This window comes from Streptomyces sp. NPDC001617 (assembly GCF_053596855.1).
The window spans coordinates 46770-71126 of record NZ_JBSFHA010000040.1; the positions used below are offsets into that span (position 1 = coordinate 46770).

The 24357-nt window shown below is 69.7% G+C and carries 19 protein-coding genes; 9 read left to right on the top strand and 10 right to left on the bottom strand.

What is annotated here, in order from left to right; all coding sequences use genetic code 11:
- Positions 1-79: 79 nt before the first annotated feature.
- Together ACWC09_RS27875 and ACWC09_RS27880 are read left to right on the top strand one after the other, a co-directional pair.
- Positions 80-1345, top strand: a complete 1266-nt coding sequence (locus ACWC09_RS27875; protein ID WP_450853507.1) for an amino acid deaminase — start codon at positions 80-82, stop codon at positions 1343-1345.
- Between the two features lie 10 nt (positions 1346-1355).
- Positions 1356-2987, top strand: coding sequence for an N-acyl-D-amino-acid deacylase family protein (locus ACWC09_RS27880; RefSeq protein ID WP_450853508.1), 1632 nt, complete (start codon positions 1356-1358; stop codon positions 2985-2987).
- Positions 2988-2996: 9 nt separating this feature from the next.
- Here ACWC09_RS27880 and ACWC09_RS27885 read toward each other — a convergent pair whose 3' ends face one another.
- The 3 genes from ACWC09_RS27885 to ACWC09_RS27895 form a co-directional block, all read right to left on the bottom strand.
- The gene (locus tag ACWC09_RS27885; protein ID WP_450853509.1) at positions 2997-3824 is read right to left on the bottom strand and encodes a S1 family peptidase; all 828 of its coding nucleotides are present in this window, start codon (positions 3822-3824) and stop codon (positions 2997-2999) included.
- 105 nt (positions 3825-3929) lie between these two features.
- Positions 3930-5654: a KAP family P-loop NTPase fold protein gene (locus tag ACWC09_RS27890; protein WP_450853510.1), complete on the bottom strand. Its 1725-nt coding sequence runs from the start codon at positions 5652-5654 to the stop codon at positions 3930-3932.
- 72 nt (positions 5655-5726) lie between these two features.
- On the bottom strand, positions 5727-6458 hold the full coding sequence (locus ACWC09_RS27895; protein ID WP_450853511.1) for a hypothetical protein: 732 nt from the start codon (positions 6456-6458) through the stop codon (positions 5727-5729).
- A 126-nt stretch (positions 6459-6584) separates the two neighbouring features.
- On the opposite strand from ACWC09_RS27895, the gene ACWC09_RS27900 reads away from it, so the two are divergent.
- Together ACWC09_RS27900 and ACWC09_RS27905 are read left to right on the top strand one after the other, a co-directional pair.
- A complete protein-coding gene (locus tag ACWC09_RS27900) occupies positions 6585-7796 on the top strand; it encodes a pyridoxal phosphate-dependent aminotransferase (protein WP_450853512.1) in 1212 nt (403 codons plus the stop codon).
- Between the two features lie 89 nt (positions 7797-7885).
- Positions 7886-8302, top strand: coding sequence for an SCO4983 family protein (locus tag ACWC09_RS27905; protein WP_450853513.1), 417 nt, complete (start codon positions 7886-7888; stop codon positions 8300-8302).
- Positions 8303-8740: 438 nt separating this feature from the next.
- Here ACWC09_RS27905 and ACWC09_RS27910 read toward each other — a convergent pair whose 3' ends face one another.
- Positions 8741-10564 carry a phosphoenolpyruvate carboxykinase (GTP) gene (locus ACWC09_RS27910; protein ID WP_450853514.1) on the bottom strand — a complete coding sequence of 608 codons (1824 nt, stop codon included), beginning with the start codon at positions 10562-10564 and terminating at the stop codon, positions 8741-8743.
- A gap of 343 nt (positions 10565-10907) precedes the next feature.
- Between ACWC09_RS27910 and trhA the strand changes: the two genes are divergently transcribed.
- The 5 genes from trhA (at position 10908) to ACWC09_RS27935 (ending at position 14904) form a co-directional block, all read left to right on the top strand.
- Positions 10908-11654 carry a PAQR family membrane homeostasis protein TrhA gene (gene trhA, locus ACWC09_RS27915; protein WP_450853515.1) on the top strand — a complete coding sequence of 249 codons (747 nt, stop codon included), beginning with the start codon at positions 10908-10910 and terminating at the stop codon, positions 11652-11654.
- 113 nt (positions 11655-11767) lie between these two features.
- Positions 11768-13327 carry a DHA2 family efflux MFS transporter permease subunit gene (locus ACWC09_RS27920; RefSeq protein WP_450853516.1) on the top strand — a complete coding sequence of 520 codons (1560 nt, stop codon included), beginning with the start codon at positions 11768-11770 and terminating at the stop codon, positions 13325-13327.
- Positions 13328-13332: 5 nt separating this feature from the next.
- Positions 13333-13965, top strand: coding sequence for a TetR/AcrR family transcriptional regulator (locus tag ACWC09_RS27925; protein WP_450853518.1), 633 nt, complete (start codon positions 13333-13335; stop codon positions 13963-13965).
- 33 nt (positions 13966-13998) lie between these two features.
- Entirely contained in the window at positions 13999-14721 is a 723-nt protein-coding gene (locus ACWC09_RS27930; protein ID WP_450853519.1) for a Mut7-C RNAse domain-containing protein, read from the top strand.
- Positions 14722-14769: 48 nt separating this feature from the next.
- Positions 14770-14904 carry a hypothetical protein gene (locus tag ACWC09_RS27935; protein ID WP_450853520.1) on the top strand — a complete coding sequence of 45 codons (135 nt, stop codon included), beginning with the start codon at positions 14770-14772 and terminating at the stop codon, positions 14902-14904.
- Here ACWC09_RS27935 and ACWC09_RS27940 read toward each other — a convergent pair.
- The 6 genes from ACWC09_RS27940 to ACWC09_RS27965 all read right to left on the bottom strand — a co-directional run bounded on the left by ACWC09_RS27940 (position 14891) and on the right by ACWC09_RS27965 (position 24283).
- Positions 14891-17311 (bottom strand): galactose oxidase-like domain-containing protein, encoded by a 2421-nt coding sequence (locus tag ACWC09_RS27940; protein WP_450853521.1) that lies wholly within the window; start codon positions 17309-17311, stop codon positions 14891-14893. The genes ACWC09_RS27935 and ACWC09_RS27940 overlap by 14 nt on opposite strands.
- Positions 17312-17331: 20 nt before the next feature.
- Positions 17332-18528 carry a glycosyltransferase gene (locus ACWC09_RS27945; protein WP_450853523.1) on the bottom strand — a complete coding sequence of 399 codons (1197 nt, stop codon included), beginning with the start codon at positions 18526-18528 and terminating at the stop codon, positions 17332-17334.
- A complete protein-coding gene (locus tag ACWC09_RS27950) occupies positions 18525-20183 on the bottom strand; it encodes an ArnT family glycosyltransferase (RefSeq protein ID WP_450853524.1) in 1659 nt (552 codons plus the stop codon). Before ACWC09_RS27950 ends, ACWC09_RS27945 begins: the two co-directional genes overlap by 4 nt.
- A complete protein-coding gene (locus tag ACWC09_RS27955) occupies positions 20180-21457 on the bottom strand; it encodes a glycosyltransferase (protein ID WP_450853525.1) in 1278 nt (425 codons plus the stop codon). The genes ACWC09_RS27950 and ACWC09_RS27955 overlap by 4 nt, the downstream gene beginning before the upstream one ends.
- Positions 21458-21648: 191 nt before the next feature.
- Positions 21649-23703 carry a thioredoxin domain-containing protein gene (locus ACWC09_RS27960; protein WP_450853527.1) on the bottom strand — a complete coding sequence of 685 codons (2055 nt, stop codon included), beginning with the start codon at positions 23701-23703 and terminating at the stop codon, positions 21649-21651.
- Complete coding sequence (locus tag ACWC09_RS27965; RefSeq protein WP_450853528.1) at positions 23684-24283, bottom strand: ArsR/SmtB family transcription factor; 600 nt, start codon at positions 24281-24283, stop codon at positions 23684-23686. Before ACWC09_RS27965 ends, ACWC09_RS27960 begins: the two co-directional genes overlap by 20 nt.
- Positions 24284-24357 lie beyond the last annotated feature (74 nt).

Below are 24357 nucleotides of genomic sequence, written 5' to 3' on the forward strand. Positions count from 1 at the left end.
GCCGAGATGTTAGACAGCAGTAAGCGATATACGCAATGGACGTTGCAATAAGCGCAACGCTCCTGATCAGGGAGGTTCCATGAGCACCGAGGCGTTTGTCCGACTCGCCGAGGACCGTGTCGACCACCGCTTCAAGGGCCTCCCCCCGGACGCCGACGGCCTCACCGTCGGCGAGCTGGCCGCCCAGCGCCGCAACCTCTTCACCGGCGGCTTCGCGACCCCCGTGCTCGCCCTCTCCGCCGAGCGCCTGGAACACAACCTCGCGCTCATGGAGACGTACGCGACCCGCCACGGCCTCGCCTTCGCCCCGCACGGCAAGACCACCATGGCCCCCCAGCTCTTCCGGCAGCAGATCGCGCGCGGCGCGTGGGGCATCACCCTCGCCGTCCCCCACCAGGTGCGCGTGGCACGGCAGTTCGGCATTCAGCGGGTCTTCCTCGCCAACGAACTCGTCGACCCGGCGGCCCTGCGCTGGATCTCGTCCCAGCTCGACGCCGACCCCGGCTTCCGCCTCATCTGCTACGTCGACTCCGTACGCGGTGTCGAGCTCATGGACGCGGCTCTGCGCGGCGCCTCCCGCCCCGTCGACGTCGTCGTCGAGCTCGCCGCCGGTGAAGGGGCCCGCACGGGGGTCCGTACGGAGGCCGAGTGCGCGGCGGTCGCGGACGCGGTGGCCGCCGTGGGGACGCTGCGGCTGGTCGGGGTGGCCGGGTACGAGGGCGAGGTGCCGCAGGCCGATCCGGAGCGGGTGCGGGCGTGGCTGCGGCGACTGGTCGCGCTCGCCGTCGACTTCGACAAGGCGGGGCGGTTGGCCGGGCTGGACGAGATCGTCGTCAGCGCGGGCGGCAGCGCCTGGTTCGACGCGGTGGCCGACGTGTTCGCCGAGACTCCCGAACTGTCGGCGCCGGTACTGAAGTTGCTGCGCTCCGGTGCCTATGTCTCGCACGACGACGGCCACTACCGGAAGGTGACCCCCTTCAACCGGGTCCCCGAGGAGGGCGCACTGGAGCCGGCCTTCCGCCTCTGGGCGCAGGTCGTCTCCCGCCCCTCTCCCGACCAGGCCTTCGTCAACGCGGGCAAGCGGGACGCGGCGTACGACCTCGATCTCCCGTTCGCCCAGGTGGTGCGGCGGGACGGCGCCGAGCGACCGGCGACCGGCGTCTCCGTCACCTCCCTCTCCGACCAGCACGCGTGGCTGCGGACGGCCCCCGAGGCGGACCTGGAGGTCGGGGACTGGGTGGGCATGGGTCTGTCCCATCCGTGCACGTCCTTCGACAAGTGGCAGCTGATCCCGCTGGTCGAGGCGGACGGCACGGTCGTCGACTACATCCGCACGTTCTTCTAGGAGGCCAACGGTGGAGGAGCTGGTCATCCGGGACGCGGACGTCGTGGACGGCAGCGGTGAGCCGTCGTACCGCGCCGATGTCGTCATCGACGGCGGACGGATCGTCTCGATCGTCAAGGAGGCGGCCGACGCCGGCTGCCAACGGCCCCGGGCCCGGCGGGAGGTGGACGCGGAGGGGCTCGTCCTCTCCCCCGGCTTCATCGACATGCACGCGCACAGCGACCTCGCCCTGCTCCGCGACCCGGACCACAGTGCCAAGGCCGCACAGGGGGTCACCCTCGAAGTCCTGGGCCAGGACGGGCTGTCGTACGCCCCCGTGGACGACCGCACCCTCGCCGAGGTCCGCCGCGCGATCACGGGCTGGAACGGCCACGGCGACGACATCGACTTCGACTGGCGCTCGGTGGGCGAGTACCTGGACCGGCTGGACCAGGGGATCGCGGTGAACGCCGCCTATCTCATCCCCCAGGGGACGGTCCGCATGCTGGCCGTCGGCTGGGAGGACCGCGAGGCGAGTCCCGAAGAGCTCGACCGGATGCGGCAGTTGGTCGCCGAGGGCATGGAGCAGGGCGCGGTCGGCATGTCGTCCGGGCTGACGTACACGCCCGGAATGTACGCGAAGGACGCCGAACTGACCGAGCTGTGCCGGGTGGTGGCCTCGTACGACGGCTACTACTGCCCGCATCACCGCTCGTACGGGGCAGGGGCGTTGGAGGCGTACGAGGAGATGGTCGCCCTCACCCGCGAGGCGGGCTGTTCCCTCCATCTCGCGCACGCCACCATGAACTTCGGCGTGAACAAGGGCCGCGCGCCCGAGCTGCTGACGCTCCTGGACGAGGCGCTGGCCTCCGGGGCGGACATCAGCCTGGACACGTACCCCTACACCCCGGGCTGCACGACTCTCGTGGCGTTGCTGCCCAGTTGGGCGAGCGAGGGCGGCCCGGAGGCGATCCTGAAGCGGCTGGCGGACGACGACACGGCCGAACGCATCCGCCACCACATGGAGGTCGTCGGCGCGGACGGCTGCCACGGGGTGCCCATCGAGTGGGACACGATCGAGATCGCGGGCGTGGCGGACCCGGCCCTCGGGGACTTCGTGGGCCGTACGGTCAAGGAGTCGGCCAAGGCGCGCGGCGAGACCCCCTGGACCACCGCTCGCCGGCTGATGCTGGCGGACGGACTCGGCTCGACGATCCTGCAGCACGTGGGCCACGAGGAGAACGTGCAGACGATCATGCGCCACCCGGTCCACACCGGCGGCTCGGACGGCATCCTCCAGGGCACGAAGCCCCACCCGCGCGCCTACGGCACCTTCCCGCAGTATCTCGGGCGGTACGTAAGGGAGTTGGGGGTGCTGTCGCTGGAGGAGTGCGTGGCCCATCTGACCTCGCGTCCCGCGGCACGCCTTCGACTCCCGGACCGGGGCCTGGTCAAGGAGGGGTACCGGGCCGACCTGGTCCTCTTCGATCCGGCGACGGTGGCGCCCGGAGCGACGTACGAGAACCCGCGCACCCTCCCGGTGGGCGTTCCCCACGTCTTCGTCGACGGGCGGTTCGTGATCGAGGACGGGCGGCGGACGGACGTACTGGCGGGGCGGGCGGTCCGTCGCAGTCCCGTGCGACGGAACGGAGCCCGGCCGTGAGTCAGCCGCTCACGGCTTGGGCAGGACGCAGCCGCCGGCGCTGAGGTTCAGCTTGTTGCCCGTCGTGAAGCAGGCCGGGATCTGGTAGGTCTCCTCGGCGTAGTTGATGCCCTGGCGGACGGTCACATTGCCGTTCTCGTCGACCTCGCAGGGGTTGTTCTCGGTGCAGCGCTCGCCGTCCTCGTTGCCGGTGTTGTTGACGGCGACGACCTTGCCGGTGGCGTTGTCGACGACGGGCGAGCCCGAGGTGCCGCCGATGGTCTGGCAGGCGGAGGTGTAGCGGACCGAGTCCTTCCAGGTCCAGTCGCCCTCCTGGAGGCGGTAGACGAAGCCGTCGATGTTGCAGGCGTACGTCTTCTTCCAGTAGCCGGAGACGACCGTGATGGCGGTGCCGACGGTCGGGTGGGTGTCCTGGACGGTCAGCGGGCTGATGCCGTACGTGCTCTTGATCGAGGCGTACGTGGTGGTGAGCTGGTAGATCGTGACGTCCGTGTCCGTCATCGTCGAGTAGACGACCTTGCTGGCGCGCAGCGTGCCGACCCTGGTGGCCGAGGAGTTGAGCAGGCCGAAGGTACGGCTGGAGGCCTGGTCGACGATGACCTCGCCGGGCTCCGGGAAGCCGGTCTCCAGGCAGTGGCCGTTCGTCATGACGAGGGCCGGGTCGCTGTCCGCGGAGTTCGGGAAGCGGATGACGGAGCCGGAACAGTTGCTGAGCGACACGGTGCCGGCGAAGTTGACGGCCTTGACCGTCGGCGCGGCGGGCGCCGCGACAGCAGGTGCCGCGCCCGCCCCGGCGAGTACCAGGGCGGTGAGCACGGCGCCGAGAGGCTTCTTCATGTGGGGGTCCCCTCTTGCGACTTGGGCGACCGGAGGATTTCCGGCCAACCACTGGATTGTCATGTGCATTGTGAGGGGAGGGGGGTGGTTGAGCAAGGAGTTGTTTCAGGACCGGGGTTGGCGGATTTCCTCGTATGCGGCCTCGATGTACCGGAAGAGGGTCTCGGGGTCGTCGGTGATACGGGCGCCCAGCTCGCGGGCCCGCTGTTCACGGGCGGGTGTGAGGCGGCTGACGAAGAACAGCGCGGGACCCTCGAAGAAGCCGTACCTCCGCCAGTCCGCCAGGTCGGAGAATCCTTCGTCCTGCCCTGCACCACGCGATACGTCGGAGATCAGCACGTCCCGGGAGGCGAGCATCCCCTCGGCGTGCGCCGCGTTGAAAGCCACTTCAACAGAGGCGCCGCGCGCCAGCAGTTGGGCGACACGCTCGCGGTTCTGCTCCGGATAGTCGTCGACCCACAGGATGCTGACGCCCGCGAGGTCTCCCACGGGCTCGTGGCTCGCCGCAACCGGCGCCCCGCCCTCCTGCAACCGCCGTACCAACTCCTCAACCTGCGGCAGCCGCATCCACTCCTCGATGAGCCCCACGAAGTTCTGATCGCGCACCAGCCCCGGAAACACCGTGGGCAGGTCCTCCTCCAGCCGCGCCAGCACCGTCTCCCAACTCCCCCGGTTCTGCGCGTCCGGCTCCCCGAGGCCGTGCCCGGTGACGGAGTCCACGGTCGTCTTCCACGACTCCTCGTCCACCTGAGCCCACTGGCTCAGCACCCGCCGGGCCGTCCGGTACTCCAGGAACTCCCGGGCCGCATCCCCGTACGTGCCGTTACCCGAGACGAGCAGGCGGTAGAAGTCGGCGTACAGGTGCTGGATCAGCAGCGTCCTGATCACCGCCTCGGCCTCGAAGTCGCCCCACACCGGATTCAGCGCGCACTCCAGTCCGAACCCGTTGATCAGCCGCTTGATCCGCCGCGGATTCCGGTCCGACCGTTCGGCGATCAGCTTCACCAGCGGCCCGTCCAGCAGGTCCTGGATGCCCGAGCGCTCCGCGCACTTGCGTACGTACGCCTCGACGTCCTCCCCGCCCGCCACCGGCAGCCGATAACTCGTCTGGAACACCTTCTCCATGAACGCCGATCCGGCCGGCCCCAGATCCCGCAGCAGTCCGGAGGGACCGAGCGCGGAGCGGTCGCAGCCGATGACGAAGGCCAGTCCCGGGACGTCCAGGTACACCTTCACCGCCTCGCACACCGCCAGCACCGTCTCCTCCGAGCAGCGGTCGAGGTCGTCGACGAAGACCACCAGCAGCCTGCGCGGCTCGTGCGTCGCGGACTCCGCCCACTCGGTGGCCAGCTTCAGCAGCGCGTCCCGCATCGCGTTGCGGGCCTTGGCGTCGACGGACAGGTCCCGCCAGAAGCGGTCCACCAGACCCGCCACCCCGAAGGGCGCCGCGGCCACGGCCAGCGTCGCGCCCAACGCCGTGAGCAGGGTCTGCTGCTCGGACAGTCGCCGCACCGCCCGCCGCAGCACCCTTCGGTCGAACCGCATCAGGACCGACTTGATCAGCCCCTCCAGCGCGTCCGCACCGGTCGACGTCCAGGCGTTGTACCAGACGGTCTCCACATCCTCGTACCGCCCCTTGAGCTCCGCCTCGACCAGCCGCATCAGGCTGCTCTTGCCCATGCCCCACCCGGCGTCGACGGCGAGCGTGAAGGGGGTCGCCGTGCGGGAGTCGTGCACCAGCTTGGCCAGCTCGCGCGCGGCCCGCCCGGTGCCGAGCAGATCGGCGTCCGGCCCGGTCACGGGCTCGTCGTTGAGCAACGAGAACTCCACACACTCCCCCTTCGGCAGGATCAACCTACCCACGGGAAAGACGAGTTGAGGGGCGCGGAGGGTTCCGGTCGCTCACTTGGGCCGCTTGGTGCCGCCCTGTCCACGGCCGGGGTTGTTGCCGGAGTTGCCGGGAGCCGAGGTGGCGGCGGCGGATGTCGGGCTGCTCCCCGGGGCCGAGGTGACGGACGGGGACTCCCCGGCCGACGGCAGCCCGGCCGACGCACCGGTCGTCGACGCGCTCGCCGACACCGCCGTGCGCGACGGATCCGCGCCCCCCGAGGACACCCCGCTCCCGGCCGCCTCACCGGGCGACGCCGTGTCCGTCGGCCCCGCGGAGTCCCCGGCCGTCGCGCCCGTACGCCCGTCCTTGCCCTCGGTTCCGCCCGACGGCCCGGAGGACCCGCCGGAGAACAGGAACCCGACGCCCACGGCCACCACCGACGCAGCCCCTACGGCCCCACCGACCACCAGCCCCCGCCGCGAGCGCCGCCGGTCCGCCTTCCGCCTCGCCCGTCGGCCCCCGCCGACACCCTCGCCGCCCCGCGCGGGCACCGCGCGCCGCCCGGCCTGCGGACCCCCGTCCGGGGATCCGTCCCGGACATCGCCCTCCTGGCCGAGCCCGTGATCGCCGACCGTTTCCTCGACCACCGGCAACTGCGCCGTCTCGTCGTACGCGTTCTGCCAGCCGTGCGCGGCCGCCGGGTCGGCGTACCGCGCGTACTCGGGGGTGGACTGCGGGTGCGGGTGGTACACGTTCGGCGGTCCTTGCGAGGCGCCGCTCTCGTGCTCGGCCGGTCTGGACATAGGCGCGCATTGTAGAGACGGGCGGGACTCCTGGGACAGCTACCGGCGATAACAGCCCAAACCCGTGCGTCTCACGTGGCGGAAAACACGGCCCACGAGGCGTTACCGGGCCGTAAGCTCCCTGACATGCAGGTGATCCAGTCGACCAAGCTCGCCAACGTCTGTTACGAGATCCGGGGCCCGGTGCTCGAGGAGGCGATGCGGCTGGAAGCGGCCGGGCATCGGATCCTCAAGCTGAACACCGGGAACCCGGCGGCGTTCGGCTTCGAGTGCCCGCCCGAGATCCTGGAGGACATCCTCCGGAACGTCTCGTCGGCACACGGCTACGGCGACGCGAAGGGTCTGCTCGCCGCCCGGCGCGCGGTCGTCATGCACAACCAGACCCTGGGCATCGAGACGGACGTCGAGCACGTCTTCATCGGCAACGGCGTCTCCGAACTGATCGTGATGGCGATGCAGGGACTGCTGGACGACGGGGACGAGGTCCTCGTACCGGCTCCCGACTATCCGCTGTGGACCGCCGCCGTGTCGCTGTCCGGCGGGACCGCCGTCCACTACCGCTGCGACGAGCAGTCCGACTGGATGCCCGACCTCGCGGACATCGAGCGCAAGGTCACCGACCGCACCAAGGCCCTCGTCATCATCAACCCCAACAACCCGACGGGGGCCGTCTACGACGAGGCGATGATCAAGGGGCTGACCGACATCGCCCGGCGGCACAATCTCCTCGTCTGCTCCGACGAGATCTACGACAAGATCCTCTACGACGGTGCCACGCACACGCCGACCGCCGCGGTCGCCCCGGACCTGCTCACCCTCACCTTCAACGGGATGTCGAAGGCGTACCGGGTGGCCGGCTACCGGGTCGGCTGGATGTCGATCTCGGGGCCGCGCGCGCACGCCGACTCCTACATCGAGGGTCTGACGATCCTCGCCAACATGCGGCTGTGCGCGAACATGCCGGGGCAGCACGGTGTCGTGGCCGCGTTGAGCGGGCGGCAGACCATCGACGACCTGGTACTGCCGGGCGGGCGCCTGAAGGAGCAGCGGGACGTCGCGCACGAGCTGCTCACCCAGATCCCGGGCGTGACCTGTGTGAAGCCCAAGGGCGCGCTGTATCTCTTCCCGCGCCTCGACCCCAAGGCGTTCAAGATCAAGGACGACCGGCGGATGGTCCTGGACCTGCTGCGCAGCGAGAAGATCATGGTCGTGCAGGGCACCGGATTCAACTGGACCGAGCCCGACCACTTCCGGGTCGTGACCCTCCCGACCGTCGGGGACCTGCGGGACGCGATCACCCGGATCGGGAACTTCCTGGACGGATACAGCCAGCCGTAGGTCCTTCGACGGCCTTGATCTTTTTGATTCGCTCAACTTTAGACGGAATCTAAGCTAGGATGGTTTCCTGACAGCACGGGAGGCCATCCATGTACGAACCGATCCGCACCAAGTCGGTCCACAGCACGATGGCCGGCACGACCTCCGACTTCCCCCACCGGTCCCGTGAGGAGGAGCTGGACATCCAGCTCGCGGGTCATCTCGCGGCACTGCTCGCGGTGACCGACGAATTGCGGGCGCTGACGCCTTCCGAGGACCTGGACCCCGCGGCCGAGCGACTCGCCGAGCAGGTGGCCCGGCTCCGGGGTGGCCGGCAGCCGGCCCGGATGTCCGTGGTCCCGGCCACCGCCGACGCCACTGTCCTGCACCAGCGGGCCCACGCCCTCGCCGGACGCGCCCTGGTCGTGGCGGCGTCGCGCGCGGACACCGCGGCGGCCATCCTCGCCGCCGAGCAGATGGACGTACACACGGCGGCCCTGGAGCCCCGCGCACTCGCGTCTACCTGAGCCCTCGGGCTCCCCGTGACGGCCCCGGTCCGCGTGCACCCGCAGCGACGCGCGGACCGGGCGCCACACACTGCGTTGGCTTGAGCCGGGGTGCCCAATGCTGAGACCGGGAAAGGTTCACCGGCTCGCCAAACCTTTCCAGTCGAGCCCGGGTTCGTTCGTGGATGTCCCGAGTGTTCCGTGAAATCCCGGTCGGGGCAGAGGTGATGCGGGAAATGACCGAGGGGATCACGGCTGCGCGAGCCACCGCTGGAACATCCGCCCGAAAAGGCGAAAGGCCTGCCGTCACCCTCCCGTCGGGGCGGACGGGAGGGCGACGACAGGCCCGGAGCCCCGCACGCCGTTGTACGGGACCTCGCGCTTGTCACCGCGGCCGGTCGTGACGATCACTGGTCAGGGCCCATCCCAACCGGCTGCGGAGTCTTGGGGGTTGCGGGGTCAGCCGAGGCGCTCCACCAGGGCGCGGTACTCGTCCCACAGCTCCTTCGGGGTGTGGTCGCCGAAGGTGCCCAGGTGCTCCGGGACCAGGGACGCCTCCTCGCGCCAGACCTCCTTGTCGACCGTGAGCAGGAACTCCAGGTCGGACTCGGAGAGTGCGAGACCCTTGGTGTCCAGGGCACCCTTGGCCGGCAGGATGCCGATCGGCGTCTCCACGCCCTCGGCCCTGCCGTCGAGGCGGTCGACGATCCACTTCAGGACGCGGCTGTTCTCGCCGAAGCCGGGCCAGACGAACTTGCCCTCGTCGTTCTTGCGGAACCAGTTGACGTAGTAGATCTTCGGTAGCTTCGACTGGTCCCTGCCCTTGGCGACATCGACCCAGTGCCCCATGTAGTCGCCCATGTTGTAGCCGCAGAACGGCAGCATGGCGAAGGGGTCGCGGCGCAGCTCGCCGACCTTGCCCTCGGCGGCGGCGGTCTTCTCGGAGGCCACGTTGGCGCCGAGGAAGACGCCGTGGTTCCAGTCGAAGGACTCCGTCACCAGCGGCACCGCGGAGGCGCGACGGCCACCGAAGAGGATCGCCGAGATCGGCACACCCCTCGGGTCCTCCCACTCCGGCGCGATGATCGGGCACTGCGCCGCGGGAGTGGTGAAGCGGGCGTTGGGGTGGGCGGCCGGGGTCTCGGACGCCGGCGTCCAGTCGTTGCCCTTCCAGTCGGTGAGGTGGGCCGGAGTCTCCTCCGTCATGCCCTCCCACCAGATGTCGTTGTCATCGGTGAGCGCCACGTTGGTGAAGACCGAGTTGCCCCACAGCGTCTTCATCGCGTTGGCGTTGGTGTGCTCACCCGTGCCGGGCGCGACGCCGAAGAAACCGGCCTCGGGGTTGATCGCGTAGAGCCGGCCGTCCTCGCCGAACCGCATCCACGCTATGTCGTCACCGATCGTCTCGACGGTCCAGCCCGAGATCGTGGGCTCCAGCATGGCGAGGTTGGTCTTGCCGCAGGCCGAAGGGAAGGCCGCGGCCACGTACTTGGACTCGCCCTGCGGCGGGGTGAGTTTGAGGATCAGCATGTGCTCGGCCAGCCAGCCCTCGTCTCGGGCCATCACCGACGCGATGCGCAGGGCGTAGCACTTCTTGCCGAGCAGGGCGTTGCCGCCGTAGCCGGAGCCGTAGGACCAGATCTCGCGGCTCTCGGGGAAGTGCGAGATGTACTTGGTGGAGTTGCACGGCCAGGGCACGTCCGCCTCGCCCTCGGCCAGCGGCGCTCCGAGCGTGTGCACGGCACGCACGAAGAAGCCGTCGGAGCCGAGTTCGTCCAGCACCGGCTGTCCCATGCGCGTCATCGTGCGCATGGAGACCGCGACGTACGCGGAGTCGGTGATCTCGACGCCGATCGCGGAGAGGTCGGAGCCCAAGGGGCCCATGCAGAACGGGACGACGTACATCGTCCGGCCCTTCATCGAGCCGCGGAAGACGCCCTTCTCACCCGTGAAGATCTCCCGCATCTCCGCGGGGGCCTTCCAGTGGTTGGTCGGGCCGGCGTCCTCCTCCTTCTCGGAGCAGATGAACGTCCGGTCCTCGACCCGTGCGACATCGGTCGGGTCGGAAGCCGCGTAGTACGAGTTGGGGCGTTTGATCGGGTCGAGCTTTTTGAAGGTGCCCTTCGCGACGAGCTCCTCGCACAGGCGCTCGTACTCGGCCTCGGATCCGTCACACCAGACCACGCTGTCCGGCTGGGTCAGTTCTGCGATCTCGTTCACCCACGAGACCAGTTCCTTGTGCTGGGTGGGGATGACGGGGGGAGCCGCGATGTCGCGCGCCACGATTGCTCCTTGATGAGGGATTTTTTGTTTGGAGGCCCCGTGGGGGCTGCGACCCGGATGCTTCGTGGCTGGATCATCAGCGCTCATCCGGTGCCGACCGCACTCATTTGATCATCCGACGAGTCCGCCCATATGTCCAGAGGAGCGCACAGGTGAGCGGAGTGGGGATCGTCACGCGATTTCCGTGCACGACGCGTTTATTTGCGTGCACGTAGAGTTCAGGTGACCGTTTCTTTGCGCGGTAACCCTGGTCGGTCAACTGCCGTGAGATGATGGCCACTCTTCGCCGGTTCTCGGCCCGCGCTCATCCGCAACTTACGGCTCCGTAGGTACGATTCACGGTATGACTGCGCCCGTCCCCGACGCGCCCATGGACACGCCGGCCGCCGGCCGCGACTCCGGTGCGCCTTCGCTCCCGCACCAGATCAAGCAGCACGCCCAGCAGCTCGCGGAGCCGATCAAGCCGAAGCTGCGCGGCTGGCTGCACCTCGGCATGTTTCCGGCCGTTCTCATCTCGGGCCTGGTCCTCACCGCGCTCGCCGACTCGTCCAGAGGCCGCATCGCCTGCGGGATCTACGTCCTGACGGCCTGCCTGCTGTTCGGCGTGAGCGCCCTGTACCACCGGGGCAACTGGAGCCCCCGCGTGGACGGCATCCTGCGCAGGCTGGATCACGCCAACATCTTCCTGATCATCGCGGGCACCTACACCCCGCTGACGATGCTGCTGCTGCCGGGCGCGAAGGGACAGTGGCTGCTGTGGGGCATCTGGGGTGCCGCGGCGGCCGGAATCATCTTCCGGGTCTTCTGGGTCGGCGCCCCGCGCTGGCTCTACACCCCCTGCTACATCGCGATGGGCTGGGCGGCCGTCTTCTTCCTGCCGGACTTCATGCGGACCGGCGGCATCGCCGTACTGGTCCTGGTGATCGTCGGCGGTCTCCTCTACAGCGCGGGCGGCGTGATCTACGGCATCAAGCGCCCGAACCCGTCACCGCGCTGGTTCGGCTTCCATGAGGTGTTCCACTCCCTCACGCTCGCCGCGTTCGTCGTCCACTACGTGGGGATCTCGCTGGTCGCCTACCAGCACGGGTAGCACCACCCGCTCCTGAAGGGCCACGGCTTCCGTGGCCCTTTTTGCATGCCTGAAACCTTACGAGAGTCGATACCCATTGACTGTGACTATATTTTGAGAGTTACTCTCATTTAATGGACACTCCCACTTCAGGTGCCGTCGCTCCGGACCCCCGCCGCTGGTGGGCTCTCGCCGCCCTCGTCGCGAGCATGCTGACCCTCGGCTTCGACACGACGATCCTCAACGTGGCGCTGCCGACCATGGCCGGCGACCTCGGCGCCACCACCGGCCAGCAGCAGTGGATGGCGGACGCCTACGTCGTCGTCTTCGCGGCGCTGATGCTCCCCGCCGGACTGCTCGGCGACCGCTTCGGACGGCGGCTGATGCTGATCGTCGGGCTCGGGATCTTCCTGACCGGTTCGCTGGCGGGCGCGCTGGCCGGGGACGTGAACTGGGTCATCGCCGCCCGCGCCCTGATGGGCGTCGGCGCCGCCCTGGTCACCCCGCTCGCGCTCTCCGTGCTGCCCACCCTGTTCGCCGCCGACGAGCAGCCCAAGGCCACCGCCATCGTCACCGCCGCCTCCGCGCTCGGCCTGCCGCTCGGCCCGATCGTCGGCGGCTGGCTGCTGAACCACTTCTGGTGGGGCTCGGTCTTCCTGGTCAACGTCCCGATGGCCGCGATCGGCATCGCCGCCTGCGTCTTCCTGCTCCCCGAGACCCGCGACCCCGCTTCCCCCAGGGTCGACACCGTCTCCACCGCGCTCACCGCGACCGGCCTCGGCGCCCTGGTCTACGCGATCATCGAGGCACCCACCCGCGGCTGGGGGAACCCGCTGGTCCTGGCCATGCTCGTGGCGGCCGTCGCCCTCATCACCGCCCTGGTCCTGCGCGAGCGCCGGGTCGAGCGCCCCATGCTCGACATGACCCTCCTCGCCCACCGCGGCTTCCTGTTCAACACGATCGCCGCGACCCTGGTGATGTTCGTCCTGTCCGGCCTGCTGTTCGTGCTGCCGCCCTACCTCCAGGCGGTCCTCGGCAACGACGCCTTCGGCACCGGCCTGAGGCTGCTGCCGATGATGGGCGGCATCCTGGTCGCCTCCCGGACTGCCCCGCAGGCCGCCGTCCGCTTCGGAGCCCGCGCCACGGTGAGCGCCGGCCTGGTGGTACTGGCCTTCGCCGCGCTCCTCGGCAGCCGTACGACGGTCGACTCCGGCTACGGCTTCACCGCGCTGTGGCTCTCCGTCACCGGTCTCGGCTTCGGCTTCTCGCTCATGCCGGCCATGGGCGGCGCCCTCGGCGCCCTGCCCCGCGACCGCGCCGGCAGCGGCTCCGGGCTGCTCATGACGCTGCGTCAGGTCGGCGGCGCGATCGGAATCGCCCTGCTCGGCAGCCTGCTCTCCAGCACCTTCCAGGACCGGCTCGACGTCACCGGGCTGCCCGCCAAGGCGGCCGACACCGCCGGGGACTCCGTGGTCGCGGCGCACATCATCGCCGAGAAGGCCCACTCCGCCCACCTGGTCGCCTCCGCGAACAGCGCGTACGTCCACGGCATGGCCCTGGTGTTCCTGGTGTGCGGGGCCGCGGCGCTCGTGTCGGCGCTGCTGGCGGCGGCGTTCCTGCCGAGTACGCAGGTTGCCGAGGCCGCGCAGGACACCCCGGACATGGTCACCCCGACCGTGGATGCCCGACAATGACCAGCATGACGGCCGCACAGTCCCCTCTGTCCCCCGCCGACCGCCCCGGGCTCGGCCTCCGCGAGCGCAAGAAGATCAAGACCCGCGAGGCGATCCGCTCGGCGACGTTCGCACTGGTCAAGGAGCAGGGGTACGACGCCACCACGATCGAGCAGATCGCCGACCGGGCGGAGGTGTCGCCGTCGACCGTCTTCCGCTACTTCCCCACCAAGGAGGACATCGTCCTCACGGACGAGTACGACCCGCTGATGCTGGAGGAGCTGCGCGCACGGCCGGCCGGCGAGCCGTGGATGGACTCGCTGCGGCACATCCTGCAGACGGCGATCGAACTGACCACCCGGGAGGACCCCGAGATGATCAAGATGCGGGCGCATCTCGGGGTCCAGGTCCCCGCCGTCCGTTCCCGGATGTTCGAGAGCATGTCGGAGACCGGGCGCATGCTGTGCGGGGCGATCGCCGACCACTTCGGCCTGGAGCCGGACGACCTCAGGGTCCGCGTCTACGCGATGTCCCTGATCGGCGGCCTCATGGAGGTCTCCATGTACTGGGCGGAGAACGACTTCAAGGGCGACCTGAGGGACCTCATGCGCCAGGCCCTGGACGTCCTGGAGCACGGCCTCCCCACCGAAAAGCCCTGAGCTCCACGCCCCCTGCCGTGACATCCTGACCGGGTGAACGGTCCCGAGATCCACGTCGAGTTCGCCCCTGACCTCGCCGTCTTCGTCCCGCGCGGGCTGAGCCGGACCCTCGTCACCGACGGCGTCTCCACCCTCGGTCATGCCGTCGAGTCGGCGGGCGTCCCGCTCACCGAGGTCGGAGCCCTCCGGGTCGACGGCCGCGAGGTCCCGGTCTCCTACGTCCCCGCAGCCGGCGACCGCGTGGAGGTCAGGTCCGTCGCCCGCCCCCAGCAGGTCCCCGGAGCTCCCCTCCGCTTCCTCCTCGACGTCCATCTCGGCACCCTCGCCCGCCGGATGCGCCTGCTCGGCGTGGACACGGCGTACGAGTCGACGGACATCGGCGACCCGGCCCTCGCCGCCCGCTCGGCCGCCGAGCAGCGCGTGATGCTCAGCCGCGACCGGGGCCTGCTGAGGCGCCGCGAACTGTGGTCCGGCGCCTACGTCTACAGCACCCGCCCCGAGGACCAACTCCGCGACATCCTCGACCGGTTCCGGCCCGAGCTGCGCCCCTGGACCCGCTGCACCGCCTGCAACGGCCTCCTGAAGGAGGCCACCAAGGAAGAGGTGGCGGACCAGTTGCACGGCGGGACCCAGCGCTCGTACGACGTCTTCGCACAGTGCCGGGCGTGCGGACGCGCGTACTGGAAGGGCGCGCACCACGAACAGCTGGTGGCCATCGTGGAGCGCGCGTTGAGCATGCGTGCCCAGGAGGGTTGAGTACCCCCGCCGCTCACCGCGACCGGGCCGGCGCGATGGGACGGCGGCATGAACACAGCACGTCCGCCCATGGCGGTACTGGTGTGGCCCCGGCACCGGGCGATGCCCGCCCGGGCCGGGGCCGTGGTACTGCGGTGGGTACTTCAGTTCACGCTGGGCCTGCTGATCCTCAACGGCGCCTGACGTCCGCCTTTCCGCAGGCGAGCCCGTCCCTGTTCGGGTCGAGGCCCAGCGGGTCGTCCTTTCCGTTGACCTTCAGGCGGCCGTAGTCGTTCTTCTTCAGCCAGGCGCAGCGGGAGGCCGCGGTCTTCTTCACGCCCTTCGGGAAGACGGTCGGCACACAGACGTTGATGGAGCCGTAGTGCCGATCGCAGCCGGAGATGGTGACGGACACCTTCTGCGACGTCCGCTTCTTGCCGGGCTTGATGACCTTGCCCTCCAGGGAGTCCGCGAAGGAGTGGACGTGCGCGTCGGCGGTGTCGGCGCTCAGGGCCTGCGGGCCCTGCAGGTGCACCCACTTGGCCACCGACGGAACGCCGTTGGCGTCGACCGCGAAGAGCATGTACCAGCCGGGCGGGGCCACGTTGGGGTTGCTCGTCACGTTCAGGTCGACGTTGTTGCCGTCGACGGACAGCGGCAGGTCCACGAACCGCTGGTTCGGGTCCGAGGAGTGGGTGACGGCGGCCGGGCGGATCAACTCGGCCTTGGCGATGGGCCGGTCGACGGTGATCCGCTGGGTGTCGCCGTAGTTCCACTCGCTGTCGATCACCGAAGTGATCGTCGGGCGTGTGCCCTTGAGGAGATAGGGCGGGGTGTAGATCGACACGTTGTGGTTCCAGGTGCCGTTGCCCGGGTTGTCACCGGTGGCCATGACGCGGCCGTCGGGCAGCAGGAACGCGGACGAGTGGTAGCCGCGGGCCTCGGGGTCGGCGGCCACCGGGTCGAAGGTGTTGCTGTCGGGGTCGTAGATCGAGGCCTCGAAGACCGGGTTGGCCCGGTTGTGCAGACCGCCGCCGGTCTCCAGCACCTTGCCGTCGGGCAGCAGTACGGCGGAGACGTACATCTTGCCCTGGTTGCCGGTCTCGGGGACCTTGCCGTTGCCGAGGTCCACCGTGCCCTGCGGGATCGGGGGCCCGGCGACGTAGGACGGGTTGGCCTGCTTGAGGTCGATGACGTCCGTCAGGCGGTTGCCCTCCGGGTTGGAGTCGATGTTGCCGCCGCCGATGGTGAGGACCTTCTGGTCCTGCGCCGGCGGCAGCAGCACGCTCGCCGACTGGTCGCGCTGGTCCTTGTTCTGCAGGCCCGGGATCTGCGTGATCGTGTTGGCGCTGTAGTCGTAGATCGCCGATCCGGTCCCGGGGATGTTGTTGCCGAAGACATGGCTGCCCGAGTAGAAGAGGCGGCCGTCCTGCATCAGGATCATCGACGGGTACAGACCCCAGTACGACCAGGTCTGGTTGACCTGCCACAGCGCCAGCCACTTCTGCTGGGCGTCCGACCAGTACTCGGCGGTCACCGAGCCGGTCGAGTCCTCGCGCAGACCGCCGAAGGAGACGACGTCACCGTTGCCGAGCTCGGTCGCCGAGGGGTACCAGTGGCCGTCGTTGAGGTCGTTGGTCTTGCTGTACGTCTCGGTCGTCGGATCGAAGATGTACGAGTCCTTGTAGCCCTCGTAGCCGTGCGAACCGTCCGCCGCGGGAAAGGCCTTGTTGCCGCTCAGCACCAGGACGCGGCCGTCCTGCAGCTGGATGTGGCCCGAGCAGAACATGTCCTTCGGGGTCGGGATGACCTTGTAGGAGCCGTCGGCCGGGTCGTAGACGGCGCTCGTGAAGGTGCCCGCGTCGAAGTTCTCCTCGCTGTTGCCGGAGCCCGCGATCAGCAGCACCTTGCCGTTGTTGAGGACGACCGAGTGCATGGAGCGCACGGGGTTCTGCGTGGGCAGCACGTCCCAGCGGCCGTTGGCGCACTCGTCGGCCGTGCCGGTGCAGGTCGCGGGCGGGGTGACGTCCGGGACCTGGTCCATCGTGTAGTCGTCGGTCGTCGCCGAGCCGGTGCCGTAGACCGAGACGCCCCAGGTGATGCGGTCGGTGCCGGCCGGGACCTCGGGCGTGCGCACCGAGGCCTGGGTCCAACTCGACTGCATCTCCAGCGTCTTGAGGTCGGTCCAGTACTGCCAGCCGGCCGTGGTGTCGTGCCGGAACAGCGTGACGTTCGCGTCCGGCGTGGTCGTCTTGTACCAGAGCGACAGGTCGTACTGCTTGCCCGCCGTGACCACCGGCGCGCAGTCCGTCGACTCGGTGATCAGCGCCTTGCGGTCGCCGCCGACCCGGCGGGTCAGCGTCACCTTCATCGCCTTGGACCCGGAGTGGGCGTCCGATGTCGTCTGGAAGCTGAAGTCGTTGTCGCCCCAGCCGGACTTCTCCCAGCAGTACGGCATCCCGTCGGTGCCGTCCGTCTCGAAGCCCGGGTTCTTGACGAGGTTGGCCGCCTCGGCGGACTGGGGTGTGGTGAGCAGAAGGCCGGCGGTCAGGGCCCCCACCCCGACCAGTGCCGTCCTTCTTCTGTATCTGGTGACGTGCTGTCTGTTCACCCGGCTCTCCTTGCTGCCGTTCACGGCGTTTGGTGTGGCGGCTCCGCCGCCGGGCCGCGCCCCCTGCGCGGGAGATAGACCAGCGCTTCGGTCCCCACGAAGCGCAGGACGAACGTCGTCACCAGCGCGAGCGCGGTGGCGGACAGGGCCCCCAGCCCCAACCGGTGCACGAACAGCGCGATCAGCGGGATGCGCAGCACCAGGTCGGCGTTGGCGAGCAGGGCGAACCGGCCGACCCGGTCCCACCAGTTCCGGTGCGCACGGCGGTCGCGGAACAGCAGGTGCTCGATGAGCACGAAGTTCCAGGCGACGCCCAGCTGGTTGGCGAGGATCTCCGCGGGCACGTAGTGCATTCCGGCCCTGGTCAGGGCCCACAGCCCGACCAGGTTCGGGACGAACCCGCTCGCGCCGATCAGGCCGAAGGCGACCATGCGGGCGATCGGCGAGGCGGTGCGCAGGCCGACCAGGTGGCGCAGGAAGCGGAAGCCCTCCTGCGCGGACGACTTGGACTCGCCCGCGAACCGGTCCTGGAACACGAACGGCACCTCGGTGACCCGGCGGGGCCGGCTGCGGACCGCCAGCTCCAGAAGGATCTTGTAGCCGAGCGGCTTGAGGGCCTCGGACGCGATGTCACTGCGGCGGATCGCGAAGAAGCCGCTCATCGGGTCGCTGATGCCGTGCAGTTTGCGGGGGAAGAGCGACTTGGTCAGCCAGGTGGCCCCGCGGCTGACGGCCACGCGGTAGCTGCCCGCGAGGCCGGCCCGGCTGCCGCCCTTGATGTAGCGGGAGGCGACCACGAGCCCGGCGTGCGCGCGCTCGCCGGTGGCCACCAGCTCCGGTACCAGGGAGGGCGGATGCTGGCAGTCGCCGTCCATGACGACGATCCAGTCCGACCCGGCCGCCTTCATGCCCTCGACGACGGCGCCGCCGAGCCCGCCGACCGGCTCCTCGCGGTGCAGGACGGTGACCGGGAACGGGCAGTCCCTGGCCGCCGCGTAGATCACCTCGGGGGTGTCGTCGGTGGAGTCGTCGACGAAGACGACCTCGCACGGCAGCCGGGAGGGCACCGACTCGGTGATCTGGTGCAGGAGTTCGCGGATGTTCGCGGACTCGTTGAACGTCGGTACGACGATGGTGACGGCGCCGGGCTCGGCGACGTCGGTGCCGCGTACGGCGGGGTCGTTCAGCTCGCCCGGAGCGGTGTACTCGTGGGTCATCGGACGCCTCCGTCGGTCGTGCCGGTCGTCTGGATCTGCCGGATCTCGATCCGGTCCGCACCGGTACCGAACGTGGCGACCGGGGTCGAATGCTCAATGGCGGCCTCGACGTTGGGCAGGTCGACCGCGTCGCGCCGCACCGTCGGGGAGGCGACCACGTAGTCGAGGTCCTTCCAGCCGTGCGGCATCGTCTTCGTCACGGCCGGGTCGAGGTCGGCCTTGTAGAACCAGATGACGCCGAGCCCGGGCCGGTACCCGTCGTGCACGAGGTCCAGCCAGAGCGCGTCGTCGACGAGGACGCGGGCCTCCTTCGGGTCCGCGACCTCGGTGCTGAGCCACTTGGAGGCGGCCCGGTAGGGGGCGTTGGCGTCGGTCGTGACGGCGGTGCGGTCGCCGTCGTACCACTTCGGGACGACGTAGGCACCGGCGGCGAGGGCGAGCACGGCCGCGAGTGCGTACCGGCCGCGCGTCCTCCAGCGCTGCTCGTCGGGGCGCCGCCACCTGCGCAGTACGGCGTGGGCGACGGAGGCGGTGGCTCCGGCGAGGACCAGGGCGAGGAACGGCAGCGCCTGGATGACGTACATCGCGGGCAGGTAGCCGTTGGGCCGCATGGCCAGCGCGGTGAGGATCGTGATGGTGAGGGCCGGCCCGGCGAGGGCGCGGGCGGTGACGGACCAGCGCCAGGTGGCCACCAGCAGCAGGGCGCCGGCGAGTCCGCCCAGCGGCAGGACGCGGTCGTAGTAGAGCCACGAGTGCAGGACGCCGTGGGAGCCGGAGGCCTCATCGAGGATGAAGCCCGAACCGGGCCTGGTCATCTGGTACTTGATGCCGTCCCAGAGGGACACGTGCCCGCCGCCCGGGATCAACTCGCCCTTGAGCAGGGCGAAGAGGGGGTAGCTGGAGCCGATCAGCACGCAGGCGGTGACGGCTCCGGTGACCGCGAACTTGCGGGTGTCCCGGTGGCTGTGCCGCCACATGGTGACGAAGAGCGCCGGCAGGACGACGAGCATCGTCTCCTTGCTGAGCACGGCCGTGGCGGCCGCGAGGCCCGCGCCGAAGTGGTGCCAGAGGTGGCGGCTCGGGGAGGCTGCGAGGGTGAAGGCGAGGAGCGTCCACATCACCGCGAGGTTGTCGAGGAAGATCTCGCGCTGGAGGACGACCGAGAGCGGCGAGAGCCCGAACAGGGCCATGGCCAGGCCGGCGGCCCAGCGGGGCAGGGACAGGCGGCGGGCGAGGACGTAGACGAGGACCGCGCTGACGGCGGACACGACCAGCATCACCACGCGCATGCTGCCGACGGTCATCGAGCCGGGGCTGAACCACGACGGGATCCAGGTGAGCAGGGCTATCTGGATCCAGCCGAGGGGCGGATGGTCGTACCAGTAGGTGTAGTGGGCGAGGCCCTTGCCCTGCTGCACCGCCCAGGCCTGGGCCAGGTAGGTGCCCTCGTCGTCGCTGAGGGTCGGGTAGTCGGCGATGTTCCAGCCCTGCACGACGAGGATCGCCACGAGGAGCGCGCCGCACAGCAGGAGGTCGGGGCGGGAGGAGAGGAGACGTTTCGGCGGGGCCGTTCGACCGGTCGAACCGGCTTCAGGCGCAGGCTGCCGCTGCGCGGGGACCTTGGGAGTGGTCACCGCGGGAAGGGTGGAGGTCACGCAGGGACGTCCTCTCGGATGTCACGGTTCACTTCGGCTTGGGTGAGATGGGCCCCGACGTGGCTGGTCAACTCCCATTCGTTGCGGCCGCGTTGCTCACGCCATACGGCGCGGATCGCGGCCCCGGCGAGGAGGACCTGGTAGAAGGGGCCGCCCACGATCAGCTTGAGGTAGTGGACGAGACGGACGCGCAGTCCGTACTGCTTGCCGAAGTCGTGCAGTCCGACGACCTCGAAGACGAAGGTGACCGCGGCGGTGACCAGCGGCAGGAAGGTGAGGAAGGCGATCCCGACGGGCACGTCGAGGAAGAGCGCGATCGCCGCGTTGAGGGGGATGATCACCCCGGAGAAGGCCTGCAGGAACGGCGTCATCAGGGTGTAGCGGGCGAGCAACCGCTGCCCGAAGCCCGGGAGTTGCTTCCAGTCCTTCTTGCGGTAGACCTGCAGGAAGCCCTGGTTCCAGCGGGTGCGCTGCTTGAGCAGCGACATCAGCGAGCCCGGGGTCTCCTCGCGGGTCACCATGTCGGAGTCGTAGGCGACGACGACCTTCTTGCCGACGGACGACAGCCGCACCCCCAGGTCGCAGTCCTCCGCCAGGCAGTTGGGATCCCATCCGTCGGCCTCGCGCAGCACATCCGTGCGTACGAAGACGGTGTTGCCGCCGAGCGGGATGAACCCCTTCTGCGCGTGCAGGTGCAGCCGGGAGCGGAACCAGAAGAAGTACTCCAGGCAGTTGCGCAGGGAGTACCAGCTGGAGTGGAAGTTGATGAGCTGGACCCCGCCCTGGACAACGTCCGCACCGGTCGTGCGGAAGGCGTGGTCGACGTGCGCGAGGAGCTCGGGGTGGACCTGGTCCTCGGCGTCGAAGACCCCGACGACGTCGCCGCGGCAGTGCGGCAGCGCCGTGTTCATGGCCTTCGGCTTGTTCTTCTTCTCGTGGGTGTCGACGACCACCCGGACACGCGGGTCGCGTTCGGCGGCATGCTCCGCCACCGCCGTGGTCTCCGGGTCGTCGTGCCCGACGATCACGATGATCTCGAAGTCGGTGTGGGTGGACTCCAGCAGCCGCTGGATGGTGTGGTCCAGCACGGCCTGTTCGTGCCGCGCCGGCAGCAGCAGCGAGAACGAGACGTGCTCGTCCCCGTCCGGTCTGCTGAAGCGGGTGGAGGCGAGCACTTCGGGCGTGCGCCACGCGTGCATCTGCCACCACAGGGTGAAGGCCGCCATCCAGAACAAGGCCAGCGAGACGGCAGCGATGAACACAGACGTAAGCAACAGATCCCCCCAGATCCCCAATGCCCCCTGTCACGACAGCGAGTTACAACTGTCGCGTTACTGTGGAGAGGTTAGGGGGGATCTGTGAAGTGGACGGGCCCCTTCGATGAAGAGCGCGTTTCATCACAACGAGCCCCGAGAGTGAACAATTCGATCAGGGGTTGCGTAATCGTCTGCCGCGCGCGGTCGTCTCAGCTGCTCAACGCGGTCCGCAGACGGTCGGGGTCGGTCGTCGGGGCGTCACAGGTGAAGTTACGGCAGATGTACGCGGCGGCCTCACCGCCGACCAGGGGCCGATCGGCGAGCAGCGGGAACTCGTCACTCTCCGCAGCGCCGACCGCGACGACCGTGCCGGGGGCGGTACCCAGAAGTGCCGTACGGTGCAAGGCCTTTGTGCCGTCGTCGTCGAGCGCCGGTCCGACGATCGCGACTTCCCGCGGCCCGTCGAGCTGCGCCTCGGCGACGGCGAGCCCCCAGCCGATGAAGCGCGGCACCCGCGGCCCGAGCGCCTTCACGACCCCCAACGCCCTTTCGGCGGCGGTGCGATGGGGCTCGGAGCCGGTCTGGGCGGCGTAGCTCAGCAGGGCGCCCGCGGCGGCCGTCCAGCCGGAGGGCGTCGCGTTGTCGGTCGGGTCCTGCGGCCGGCGGATCAGCTGCTCGGCGTCGGCGGCGGTGTCGTAGAGCGTTCCGGTCTCCGGGTCGACGAAGCGGACGAGGACGTGGTCGAGCAGGAACCCGGCGAACTCCAGCCAGACACCCTCGCCGGTGACGGAGGCGAGCGCGAGGAGTCCCTCGGCGACGTCGGCGTAGTCCTCCAGTACTCCCGCGTTGGCGCCGACCTGACCGTCCTTGCTGGTACGGGCGAGGCGGGCCTGCTCGTCCAGATGCAGCCGCACGAGGAGATCGGCGGCGCCGACCGCGGCCTCGACCAGGTCGGGGCGGTCGAAGTAGGCGCCGGTCTCGGCGAGCGCGGCGATCGCGAGGCCGTTCCACGCGGCGACGACCTTGTCGTCACGGCCGGGTGCGGGGCGCTCGGCGCGCGCGGCGAGGAGGCGGCTCTTGACGGACTCGACCTTGTCGGCGTCGAACAGGCCCTCCTGCTGCGGGAGTTGGAGGACCGACGAGCCGTGCTCGAACGTGCCCTCCTCGGTGACGCCGAAGTACTGGGCGGCGAGGCGGGCGTCCTCGTCACCGAGGACCTCCGCGAGCTGTCCCGGTGTCCAGACGTAGTGGACGCCCTCGACGTGCCGGCCGCTGCCGTCGTCGCTGTCGGCGTCGAGGGCGGAGGCGAACCCGCCCTCGTTCGTGCGGAGTTCACGCACCATGAAGTCGGCGGTCTCCAGCGCGACGCGGCGCGCGAGCTCGCTGCATTCATCAGCGGCTCCACCGCGGGCAGTGGCACGCCAGAGGTGCGCGTAGACGCGACAGAGCAGGGCGTTGTCGTAGAGCATCTTCTCGAAGTGGGGGACGACCCAGTCGCGATCGACGGAGTATCGGGCGAACCCGCCCCCCAACTGGTCGTAGATCCCGCCACGAGCCATGCGCTCACACGTGTCCTGAGCCATCTGCAGGGCACCCTCGGCCCCGGTCCGGGCGTGATGACGGAGCAGGAACTCGACGACCATGGACGGCGGGAACTTGGGCGCCCCGCCGAATCCGCCGCGCTGCGCGTCGTACTCCCGGGTGAGCCCGAGCAGCGCCTGGGCGAGCTCCTCCTCACCGGGGGCGTCGGGACCGCCGTAGGAGATCTCGCGTCCGGCGAGATCCCGCACGATCTTGCCCGCGACCTCGGCGACCTCGTCGCGCCGGTCGCTCCACGCGCTGTGTACGCCCTCCAGGACCTGGCGGAAGGAGGGCATGCCGTGGCGGGGGGCGGGCGGGAAGTAGGTGCCGAAGTAGAAGGGTTCGGCGTCCGGGGTGAGGAACACGGTCATGGGCCAGCCACCCTGCCCGGTGGCGGCCTGCACGGCCTCCATGTAGACCGCGTCGACGTCGGGTCGCTCCTCGCGGTCGACCTTGACGCTGACGAAGTGCTCGTTGAGGTAGTCGGCGGTGGCCCGGTCCTCGAAGGACTCATGGGCCATGACGTGACACCAGTGGCAGCTGCTGTACCCGACGCTCAGCAGAACGGGTTTGTTCGTCTTCCGGGCCTCGTCGAAGGCCTCGGCCGACCAGGGCCACCAGTCGACGGGGTTGTCGGCGTGCTGGAGGAGGTACGGGGACGTCTCATGGGCCAGTCGGTTCACTGTTCCACTCTCCCACGGGCTCCGGCACGGCGTAGAAACGCATGCTGACCGGGCGCGCCCCTTCGGGGGCGCTCTCACGGGGGCCGCTGTAGCGGTCGAGGAGGGCCTGGTACTCGCGCATGAAGGCGAGGAGTTCGTCCTTGGTCATCCAGCCGCCGTGCCGCTGGACCTGCGCCCAGCCCTCCGGCCCCCGGTACTCCTGGTGGGCACGGCGCATCAGCTCCGTGTCGACGTCGATCTTCAGCAGGGCGAGGTGCTCGGCCGCCGCGTACTCGTCGGGGGTCATCGTGGCCGGGTCGGGCGTGGTGTGCCTGAACGGCAGCCCCCGCCACCAGCGCTCCCGGCCGCCCGACTTCTCCGGGATCTCCTCGATCAGCTTCTGCTCGGCGAGTTTGCGCAGGTGGTAGCTGGTGGTGCCGGAACTCTCGCCGAGCTCCTTCGCGAGCACGGTGGAGTTCGCCTCGCCGTGTCGGCCGAGGTAGTCGAGGATGCGGCGGCGCAGCGGGTTGCCGAGGGATTTGTAGAGGGCGGTGCGTTCGAGGCTGGTCAGCTCGCGCTGGTCGGACGGGCCGTCGGTCATGCGGCCACGGTAACCCTGAGAACCCTGACCCGACCCTGATGTCTGCCGAATTTTCTTTGCAGAATTTTCTCTGC